This is a genomic window from Rhodococcus sp. A14, from assembly GCF_011603105.1.
Taxonomy (GTDB): domain Bacteria; phylum Actinomycetota; class Actinomycetes; order Mycobacteriales; family Mycobacteriaceae; genus Rhodococcus_F; species Rhodococcus_F opacus.
In genome coordinates this window covers 18,978-28,219 of sequence record NZ_JAAOQS010000021.1, presented here as the reverse complement: position 1 = coordinate 28,219, position 9,242 = coordinate 18,978, and the positions used below count along the sequence as shown (strand labels likewise).

Annotated in this window: 8 protein-coding genes; 2 read left to right on the top strand and 6 right to left on the bottom strand. The window is 67.1% G+C overall.

Going from position 1 to position 9,242, the window contains the following annotated elements; all coding sequences use genetic code 11:
• Positions 1–72: 72 nt before the first annotated feature.
• Genes G9373_RS13985 through G9373_RS13970 form a run of 4 tightly spaced genes read right to left on the bottom strand, consistent with a single transcriptional unit; the run spans position 73 to position 4,467 of the window.
• A complete protein-coding gene (locus G9373_RS13985) occupies positions 73–1,032 on the bottom strand; it encodes a diiron oxygenase (RefSeq protein WP_054245390.1) in 960 nt (319 codons plus the stop codon).
• A complete protein-coding gene (locus G9373_RS13980; RefSeq protein WP_167115526.1) occupies positions 1,029–1,961 on the bottom strand; it encodes a prephenate dehydrogenase/arogenate dehydrogenase family protein in 933 nt (310 codons plus the stop codon). Before G9373_RS13980 ends, G9373_RS13985 begins: the two co-directional genes overlap by 4 nt.
• A complete protein-coding gene (gene pabB, locus G9373_RS13975) occupies positions 1,958–4,030 on the bottom strand; it encodes an aminodeoxychorismate synthase component I (protein ID WP_054245388.1) in 2,073 nt (690 codons plus the stop codon). The genes G9373_RS13980 and pabB overlap by 4 nt, the downstream gene beginning before the upstream one ends.
• Positions 4,030–4,467 carry a chorismate mutase family protein gene (locus G9373_RS13970; RefSeq protein ID WP_054245387.1) on the bottom strand — a complete coding sequence of 146 codons (438 nt, stop codon included), beginning with the start codon at positions 4,465–4,467 and terminating at the stop codon, positions 4,030–4,032. Before G9373_RS13970 ends, pabB begins: the two co-directional genes overlap by 1 nt.
• Positions 4,468–4,697: 230 nt before the next feature.
• On the opposite strand from G9373_RS13970, the gene G9373_RS13965 reads away from it, so the two are divergent.
• Complete coding sequence (locus G9373_RS13965) at positions 4,698–5,633, top strand: alpha/beta fold hydrolase (RefSeq protein WP_054245386.1); 936 nt, start codon at positions 4,698–4,700, stop codon at positions 5,631–5,633.
• A 27-nt stretch (positions 5,634–5,660) separates the two neighbouring features.
• Here the strand turns inward: G9373_RS13965 and G9373_RS13960 are convergent, their stop codons facing one another.
• Both G9373_RS13960 and G9373_RS13955 read right to left on the bottom strand, forming a co-directional pair.
• A complete protein-coding gene (locus G9373_RS13960; protein ID WP_054245385.1) occupies positions 5,661–6,356 on the bottom strand; it encodes a GntR family transcriptional regulator in 696 nt (231 codons plus the stop codon).
• Positions 6,357–6,403: 47 nt separating this feature from the next.
• The gene (locus G9373_RS13955; RefSeq protein ID WP_167115523.1) at positions 6,404–7,546 is read right to left on the bottom strand and encodes an acyl-CoA dehydrogenase family protein; all 1,143 of its coding nucleotides are present in this window, start codon (positions 7,544–7,546) and stop codon (positions 6,404–6,406) included.
• Positions 7,547–7,704: 158 nt separating this feature from the next.
• Between G9373_RS13955 and G9373_RS13950 the strand changes: the two genes are divergently transcribed.
• Complete coding sequence (locus G9373_RS13950) at positions 7,705–9,237, top strand: aldehyde dehydrogenase family protein (RefSeq protein WP_167115520.1); 1,533 nt, start codon at positions 7,705–7,707, stop codon at positions 9,235–9,237.
• Positions 9,238–9,242 lie beyond the last annotated feature (5 nt).

Genomic DNA, 9,242 nt, shown 5'->3' with positions numbered 1-9,242 from the left:
TCTCCGCGGCCCGTGGTGGGAAGGCTCCGCGCGTTCCCACCACGTGGCCCCGTCTGTCCCGTCGCCGCGGAGTCAGGCCCACTCGAAGGACATCTCGCCGGCGACGCCGAGGTGCTTGCACAGCTTGTGGATTCCACCGAAATCCTGGACCAGTGCGGATCGGCGGGTGTCGTGCTCGGCGTCGTCGATCATCGCCTGACCGCCGCCCAGGTCCATGAGTCCGACGATGGTGTGCCACGTCGAGTAGTCGTTGCTGCTGAAAGCGGTCATCGCGTCGACGAGCCCGTCCAGGAAGTGGCGGCGGTCGTCGGGGCTCAGCGTGTCGTAGACGACGCCGGCGATGTCGTCGGCGATCGAGGCGTGGCAGTACTCGTCGCGATTGTGCAGCCTCACCGTCGCCCGGTTGACCGGCTGGATGACGTCGTTCTCGGAGATCAGGTCGAGGTAGGAGCTGATCGAGATCTCCGCCACCGTCATGAAGGCGAACGTCGTGATCGCCCGTTTCCTCGGGTCGGCGGCCTCGGCCGTCGCCGCGCGTTGTCGGCGCAACGTCAGGACGTCGGGAAGGGCGTTGTTCGGCATCGCCCAACCGCGTTGCCTGCGCGTGACCGCGCTCGCGTTCAGGTGCATGAGGGTGTGGTACTGCTCGTCGACCATCGCCTGGTGGACGGCCACGGCGAACGTGTCTCCGAGCCCGGTGTCCAGGGCGTCGTGCGCGACGAGGTCGAACCCGGGATTGACCACGTACTGCTCGATGTCCATGACGTTCTTGTTGAATGCGATCCAGGCCCACGCCCGGAGCTGGTTCCGTTGCTCCTCGCTCATGCCGAGGAACCGATCGTGATCGGCGAAGGGCAGCAACTCGTTCGGGTAGTCCTGCTTGTCGAGGTCGAACAGCGCGTCGAGGTCCGGTTCCGGCTTCTTCACGGTCGCCCGCTGACCCCAGTTCCGGGCGAGCCGGGACACCACGGCACTCTCCACCGGATCCGCCGGGTCGTACTCCGGGAGCGAGGGCGTCTTCTGGGGCGTCATGACGAATCTCCGTTCCTGTCCCACGACTGCGGCTGTCTGTGAACGAGATCGGTGAAGAGATCGGCGCACACCCGGGCGAGGGGTTCGCTCCGGTCGCCGAGCGCCGATGTCGAGCGGGACATGAGCGAAGCGAAATCGTCCTCCGAGCCCCGCTCGACGGTTTCGGTGAGAGTGGTCAGCGCCGCGGCGAGCGCGCGGCGGGCCTCGCCCGCGAAGGGATTGCCCGCCTGGATGTCCCGGTAGACCTCCGGGACGCCTCCGCCGACCCGCGCGAGGAGCGCGAGCGACACGAGATGGGGAGGGGTCGCCACCGCGGTGAGTTCGGCGCCGTCGACACCGAGGTCCGCCAGCGCGAGGCCGAACGCGAGGACGCCGGCGTGTGTCAGCGCCTGGGTCGCTGCGGTGAGCCGGTCGTGGTGTTCGGCGTCCAGGCGGACCACCGACGACCCCCAGCCGGACAGCACCGACAGGAACCACTCGACCTCACCACTGTCCCGGTAGGTCACCGCCGCGACGGGGCGGCCCTCCGGTCCGAGGGAAGGCGCGAACATCGGGTTGATGCCCACCGCACCGGTGCGCAGCGCACTGTCGCGCAGGGCGGCGTCGAATCGGGACTTCACCGACAGCGTGTCGACCAGCAGGGCGTGTTCGGCCAACTCCGCGACGACGAACGGAATCGCCTCCAGCGCGATGCTTTCGGGGATCGCCAGGATCACCGCATCGGCCGCGTTCACCGCCGTCCGCAGTTCGGGCGACGGGTCGGTGACGTCGCCCTTCACCTGATCCGGGTCGGATCGATCGGTGAATCGGATGTCGATGGTGCGCACCGTGTTTCCGTCGGCACGCAGCCGAGCAGCCAGCATCCGGCCGACATCGCCGGAACCGCCGATCAGCGCGACGGTCCGGATGGATGCGGCCGGGACGTTCACGGCCCGATCTCGTTCGGCCGGTCTGCCGTCACGGTCAGTGCCCGCAACATGGTGGCGGCCTTGACCATCGCCTCGTCGAACTCCTCCTCCGGGTCGGAGAGGGCGGTGATCGCCCCACCGATACCGAACGTCACCTCGGTGTTTGTGGCGACGATCGTGCGGATGACGATCGACAGGTCGGCCGTCCCCGTCAGTGAGAAGTAGCCGATCGACCCGGAATACACACCGCGCGGCCCGGACTCGAGCCGGTCGATGATCTCCATGGTCCGGATCTTCGGGGCGCCCGTCATCGATCCGCCCGGGAAGGCGGCGCGAACACACTCGACGACGGAGGCGTCCGCGCTGAGGGTCCCGCGCACGGTCGACACGAGTTGATGCACGGCCGCGTACGTCTCGACGTCGAAGAGCTTGGGAACGTGCACCGATCCGGGAACGCACACCCGAGCCAGATCGTTGCGCGTCAGATCGACGATCATCAGGTTCTCGGCGCGGTCCTTCTCGCTGTCGAGCAGGTCCTGCCGCAGCGCCGCGTCCTTGGCAGGGGTCGCGCCGCGCGGCCGCGTCCCCTTGATGGGTTTGGACTCCACCACCCGGTCCGCGCCGATCCTGAGGAACCGTTCGGGGGAGGCGCTGAGAACCGACAGTCCGGCGAACTGGAGGTACGCGCTGTACGGGGTGGGGCTGATGGAGCGCAGCAACTCGAACGTGTGCAGGGGATCGATCGACTGGTCCACCGTCGCCATGTTGGTCAGGCACACCTCGTAGGACTCGCCGGTCCGGATCTCGCCGAGCGAGGTCGCGATGTGTTCGAGGTACTTGTCGTGCTCGTGGCGCAGGGCGAGTTCGGCGGACTCCGGCTTCCGGATCGGCGACACCGCGGTCGGCGGGTTGTCCGGCTCGGCCAGCCGATGCAGCGCCACCTCCATCTCGTCGAGCCAGCGGCGCAACTCCGGATCGTCCTGGTGATCGCTCAGGCACAGCGCGTAGGTGCGCTCGCCGGAATGGTCGATGACGACAGCGCGGTCCGCGAACACCAGCGCGGCGTCCGGGGTGGGCGACTTGTGGGCCGCCGTGCCGCCGGTCTCGGCCTTCAGTTCGTAGCCGAGGTACCCCACGTAGCCGAGGCCGAACGGCACACCCGGGAGACCGGGCACCGACCGGGCCTGCAGTTGCCGCTCGAGGTAGTCGAAGAACGGTGCGTGCACCTGTTCGACCGGCAACCCCTCGCGGGTGATCCGGACGATCGATTCGCTGACGTCGTACGTGATGTACTCGGCGCGCGGGCCGGAACAATTGCCCATGATGGTGAATCGCGACGTCGGTTCCGAGGCCGACGTCCCGTCCAGCCAGAACGCGTTGGGTCCGGACGCGAAGAGATCCTCGAACGTGGTGCGGGGATCGACTTCGTGATCGACGCGCACCTGCTGGACCACGTACGGCGCGTGGGGAATCGGGATTCTCAGCATGGACCCGTGCGTGGGTGTCCCGGAATGCGTCTGCGTGAGATCGCGGAAGTTCGCGAGCAGTTCGTGACCGAACGCGGTGCTGATCGATTCGGGGTGGAACTGGACGCCCCACAGCGGACGAGTCCGGTGGCGGACACCCATCAGCAGGCCGTCGGCGGTCCAGGCGGTGGCCTCGAGGTCGTCGGGGAGATCCTCGACGATCAGCGAGTGGTAGCGGACGGTCGGGAACGGTGACGGAATGCCGGCGAAGAGCTCGGAACCGTCGTGTTCGACGAGGGACACGCGGCCGTGCATCGGTTCGGGTGCGAGAACCACGCTGCCCCCGAACAGCTGGCACAGCCCCTGATGGCCGAGGCACACGCCGAGGACGGGGAGTGCGGTCTCCGTGATGACGCGCGCACTGATGCCGAAGTCCCGTTGCCGCTCCGGGCGTCCGGGGCCGGGGGAGATGACGATGTTGTCGAAGTCGGACCAGGGGATCGAATCCCACTCCACATCGTTGTGCACGACCGTGGGGGGTTCACCGTTCACCTCGGCCAGCAGGGTGAACAGGTTGTAGGTGAAGGAATCGTAGTTGTCGACCAGGAGCGTTCGGGTACTCATCACGACTCGACATTCGCAGAGGGCACGGAACTGTGACGAACGTGGTGGTTGTCACGGTGGTCGTGGTGTCCGTTGTGGTAGGGGCCCTCGTCGGCGGGCTCCGCGTTGATCACGAGGTCCTCGAGCCTGCAGGTCTCGGCGATGAGAAGGTCGTAGAGCGAGTCGAAGAACTCCGGGGACAGTGAGTGGCTGTCCGCGTACTGTCGCGCCCGTTCGTGGACGATGTGGATCCGGCCGGGCTGCATCATGGCGATGTGCTCGCGTCGCTTCAGTTCGCCGATGCGCAGGCACACCTCCAAGCGCTGCCGCACCGCGTCGAGAAGGGTCGCGTCGACTGCGTCGAGTTCCGCGCGCAGACCGTCAAGTGCCTGCTGCGCCGAGGCGTCAGAATGCTCTCCGGAATCGTCGCCGTTCCGCTGTTCTACGGAGAAATACATAATCGCCCCACTCACTCGATTGGCAGTAGCTTTCTCATCCCGACTATCGTGTGTCGTTGGTGGTTCGTTTCGGTGAGCCTTCCGGATGGCCGGGAGGGCTGTCTGTGATCAGCCGAAGACGAATCGTGTGGGTTATCACCCCCAGAGTCTCGATCTCAGGTTGAGACTTTGATGGACAGTTGGGTAACGTAACCTGAAGTCTATTTCCGTCAACTCAGGATACGAGGAATATGCGTATATCGTCGGCCGGTAGGGCCCTGTTGTTCGCGCTGGCAGGCATCGTGATGCTCTGCGGCGGGGCACCGGCGGCAGCGGATCCCGTGGAAGCGGAACCCGCACCCGCGGCCGACCCGTCGGTACTGCCGGGGGCGAATGACTGGAGCTGTAAGCCGTCCGCGGCGCATCCGCGTCCCGTCGTGCTGGTGCACGGCACCTGGACCGGCATGGTGGGAACGTGGAAGGACCTCGCCCCGGCGCTCACGGCGGAGGGGTACTGCGTCTTCGCCCTCAACTACGGACAGGCCGCCGGTCTGACCGAGGGTAACCTGATGCGCATGTTCGGCGGCGCGGACATCGCCGAGTCCGCGCGGCAGCTCGCCGGTTTCGTCGACCAGGTCCGTACCACCACCGGCGCTTCGCAGGTCGACATGATCGGGCATTCGCTCGGCGGCACAGTGTCCCGCCAGTACCTGCGGTTCGACGGCGGCGCCGACCGCACGAACCCCGCGCTGAACAAGGTGCATTCCCTCGTCACGCTCGGCGCCACCAACCACGGCACCAGCTTCGGGGACGTCCAGGCGCTCGGTGCGATCGCGCAGGCACTGGGTGTACCGGTCACGACGCTCGCCGGTGTCGCGGTCGGACCGTCCTACATCCAGCAGATGGTGGGTTCGCCCTTCCTTCAGGTCCTCAACGCGGGTGGCGACACCGACCCGGGCATCGAGTACACGGCGGTCGCCAGTCGCAGCGACACTGTGTCGACCCCGCCGGAGAACACGTTCCTGACGGCCGGTCCGGGGGCCGTCGTGCACAACATCTGGCTCCAGGACGGCTGCGAGGCGAACACGGCCGAACACGGCCAGCTGACCACCGATGCGCGGGCCGTGTACATCATCCAGCGGGCGCTGGACCCCACCTACGGGGATCGCAACCCCGCACCGTGCTGACCGGGCGCCGGGCAGCGGTGGTGCCGGTCAGTCCCAGATGCCGACCTCGTCGAGATGCGCGACCAGCCGCTGGGCGCCGTCGATGAAGTGGGCCTTGTTCTCGGCACCCACCACGTCGGCCTTCCCGTCGGCGAGGGCGGCGATGAGACGGCGATGGCTGTCGACCGCCGACTCGCCCCAGGCCGGATCGGACGAATAGAACTGCACAGGGGTGTACCGGGTGGCGCTGAGCAGGAACCACGACAGCTTGCTCGCGTCGGCAAGCCGGTTGATGACCCGGTGGAACGAGAACTCGAGGTCCTCGATGCGGTCGGCGTCGCCGTCCTCGACGGCACGTCGCAGCTTCTCGTTGATCGCGGTCAGCTCCTCCACGGCCTCCGGAGTGGCCGACCGCGTCGCGCGGACCGCGAGTTCCTCGGCGATCTGCCCCTGCAGCCAGAAGAGGTCGTGGATGTCGTCCCGGCTGAGCGGGGCGACGACGTACCCGCGGTGAGGAACCAGTTCGACGAGTCCCTCGCCGCGCAGGGTCAGGAGCGCCTCACGGACAGGTGTGACGCTGACCCCCAGGTCCGCCGCGGTCTCGTCGAGCCGGATGAAGTCACCCGGGCGAACGCCCCCGGACATGATCAGGTTACGGACGTGCACGGCGACGTCGTCCGACAGCTGGGGTCGGCGGCGCAGGGTGCGGCCCGCTGGGGATCGTGACACGGAGGGCGATGCCATGGAGAACTCCTTCGATGCGGCAAACCAGCATAAACCGCAGGGGATGATTACAAGCCGTAGGTCTTGCCGATGATGTCGCGCTGAATTTCGTTGGTACCGCCGTAGATGGTCGACACGATGGTGGAGCGGACGTGCTTCTCCATGTCGAACTCGGTGGCGTAGCCGTACCCGCCCATCATCTGCATGCCCTCGAGCGCGACCTTCTTCGCCGTCTCCGTGACCTTCAGTTTGGCCATCGACGCCTCGCGGGCCAGCATCTTGTCCGGGTTCGCGTCGACGTCCTTGGCGACGCTGTAGACGAGCAGCTTGCAGCACTCGATCTCGGTCGCGAGATCGGCGATGCGGTGGCGCAGCGCCTGGAACGATCCGACGGGCCGCCCGAACTGCTTGCGCTGGGTGACGAAGTCGAGGGTGTCGGCGAACGCGCGCTGCGCGGTGCCGAGCATCATGGCGGCGAGGATCAGGCGTTCGAAGTTCAGGCCGGTCATCAGCTGGCGCCAGCCGTTGCCGACCTCGCCCACCACCGCGTCCTCGGGTAGGACGCAATCGGTGAAGTAGAGGTCGTTGACCTCCTTGCCGCCCATCGTGTCGATGCCGCTGATCTTCAGCCCGGCGGTATCCGCCGGGACGTGGAACATCGTGAGGCCTTCGTGCTTGCCGTCGCCGCGCCCGGTGCGGGCCACGAGCAGGATGTTGTCGGCGAAGTGCGCGTTGGAGCACCACGTCTTCTGACCGTTGATCACCCAGCCGTCGGCGGTCTTCTCCGCGCGGGTGCTGAGGTTGCCGACGTCGGAACCGGCTTCCGGTTCGGACATCGAGATGGACTGTGATCGGCCGGCCACGATGCCGCGCAGCACGATGTCCTTCTGCGCGTCGGTTCCGAACTTGGTGTAGGCACCGCCCGTGATCAGGGTGGGACCGATGCCGCCGATGGGTGCCATCCCCTTGGCGGCCTCCTCGAGGAGGATGCACATGTCGACGTGGCTGGCGGCCGAGCCGTCGTACTCCTCGGGAATGGTGATGCCCAGCCAGCCCAGCTTGGCCATCTTCTCGTAGACGTCCTGATTGTGGTTGTGCTCGCCGTGATTCGTCAGCCTGTCGCGCTGCTCGCGGGTGCCGCTCTCGCGCTTGCAGAAATCGACGATCGCCGCCGCGAAGTCCTTCTGTTCACTGGTGAATTCGACGCTCATGTCCGGGGGACTCCTCATGGTTGATGCGGCCGGCGAATCGGACGGCCGGAGGTGACGGTGCGGGGCTTGCCGCGATGGGGTCTGCCGCATACTGTGATGTCCACTACATTACATCACATCACATATATTTGATGTGATCTCGAGGGAGGACATCGACCATGCCACAGCAGGCGGAGACGACCGAGACGACGGCCGGCGAGCAGCCCGCAGCCCGGACGGAGCAGGCGCCGAAGACGTTCGCGTCCCTGGACCCGCGCAACGGCAACGTCCTGGCCGAGTACCCGATCCAGGGGGAGCAGGAGGTGCGCGACGCCGTCGACGCGGCCCGCGCCGCCGCGCAGTGGTGGAACGCTCTCGGGTTCGACGGCCGCAAGCAATGGCTCCTCGACTGGAAGAAGTCGATGGCCCGGGACGGCGAGCAGCTGGCCGCGCTCGTCGCCGCGGAAACCGGCAAGCCGTACGACGACGCGCTCCTCGAAGTGATGCTCGCCATCGAACACCTCGACTGGGCCGCGAAGAACGCGGGCAAGGTTCTGAAGCGGCGGAAGGTGCCATCGGGCCTGGTCAGCGCGAACCAGGCCAGCAGCGTCGGATACGAGCCGATGGGTGTGGTCGGTGTCATCGGGCCGTGGAACTACCCCGTGTACACGCCGATGGGGTCGATCTCCTATGCGCTGGCGGCGGGCAACACCGTCGTCTTCAAGCCCAGCGAGCTGACCCCCGGGGTCGCGGTGTGGCTCGCCGACAAGTGGAAGGCGCTCGTCCCCAACCAACCTGTACTGCAGGTGGTCACCGGAGACGGGTCGACCGGCGCTGCTCTCGTCTCGGCCGGGGTCGACAAGATTGCCTTCACCGGATCTGCCGCCACCGGCAAGCGCGTCATGGCCGCGTGTGCCGAAACGCTGACCCCCCTCGTCGTCGAGGCGGGCGGCAAGGACGCCATGCTCGTCGACGCCGACGCGAACCTGGACGAGGCCGCCGGCTTCGCGGTGTTCGGGGCGATGGGCAACGCTGGACAGACGTGCGCCGGCGTCGAGCGCATCTACGTCGTCGACTCGGTCTACGACGAGTTCGTCCGGCTGGTCGCCGAGAAGTCGAAGGTCCTGCGCCCCGGCCCCCGGGACGCCGCATACGGTCCGATGACGATGGCCAGCCAGTCCGACGTCGTCCGCGGCCACGTCCAGGATGCACTCGACAAGGGCGGATCCGCTGTGGTCGGCGGACTGGAATCCATCAAGGACGGCTACGTCGGACCGATCGTGCTGACCGGCGTTCCCGAGGACAGCACCGCGATCCGCGAGGAGACGTTCGGCCCCACGGTCGTCATCAACAGGGTCGCCAGCCTCGACGAGGCGGTCACGAAGGCCAACGGCACCACGTTCGGGCTCGGCGCGTCCATCTTCACCAGGGATGCGACGAAGGCGATGCAGGCTGCCGAAAAACTCAGGGCCGGAGTGGTGACGATCGGTTCGGTGCTCGGGTTCGCCGGCGTGGCGGCGCTGCCGTTCGGCGGTGTCGGAGACTCGGGCTTCGGCCGGATCCACGGAGCGGACGGTCTGCGTGAATTCAGCCGGGTCAAATCCATCGCCCGGCAGAGATTCGCGGCTCCGCTGAACCTGCTCACCATGCAGCGCAAGTCGCGGGACATGAAGATCTCGGCCTGGATGTTGAAGAACCGGCACGGACGCTGATCACG

Bases quoted from the DNA above. Each gene is read 5' to 3' on its own strand.
- G9373_RS13985 (WP_054245390.1), bottom strand. From the start codon at position 1,032: ATGACGCCCCAGAAGACGCCCTCGCTCCCGGAGTACGACCCGGCGGAT.
- pabB (WP_054245388.1), bottom strand. From the start codon at position 4,030: ATGAGTACCCGAACGCTCCTGGTCGACAACTACGATTCCTTCACCTAC.
- G9373_RS13970 (WP_054245387.1), bottom strand. From the start codon at position 4,467: ATGTATTTCTCCGTAGAACAGCGGAACGGCGACGATTCCGGAGAGCAT.
- G9373_RS13965 (WP_054245386.1), top strand. From the start codon at position 4,698: ATGCGTATATCGTCGGCCGGTAGGGCCCTGTTGTTCGCGCTGGCAGGC.
- G9373_RS13960 (WP_054245385.1), bottom strand. From the start codon at position 6,356: ATGGCATCGCCCTCCGTGTCACGATCCCCAGCGGGCCGCACCCTGCGC.
- G9373_RS13955 (WP_167115523.1), bottom strand. From the start codon at position 7,546: ATGAGCGTCGAATTCACCAGTGAACAGAAGGACTTCGCGGCGGCGATC.
- G9373_RS13950 (WP_167115520.1), top strand. From the start codon at position 7,705: ATGCCACAGCAGGCGGAGACGACCGAGACGACGGCCGGCGAGCAGCCC.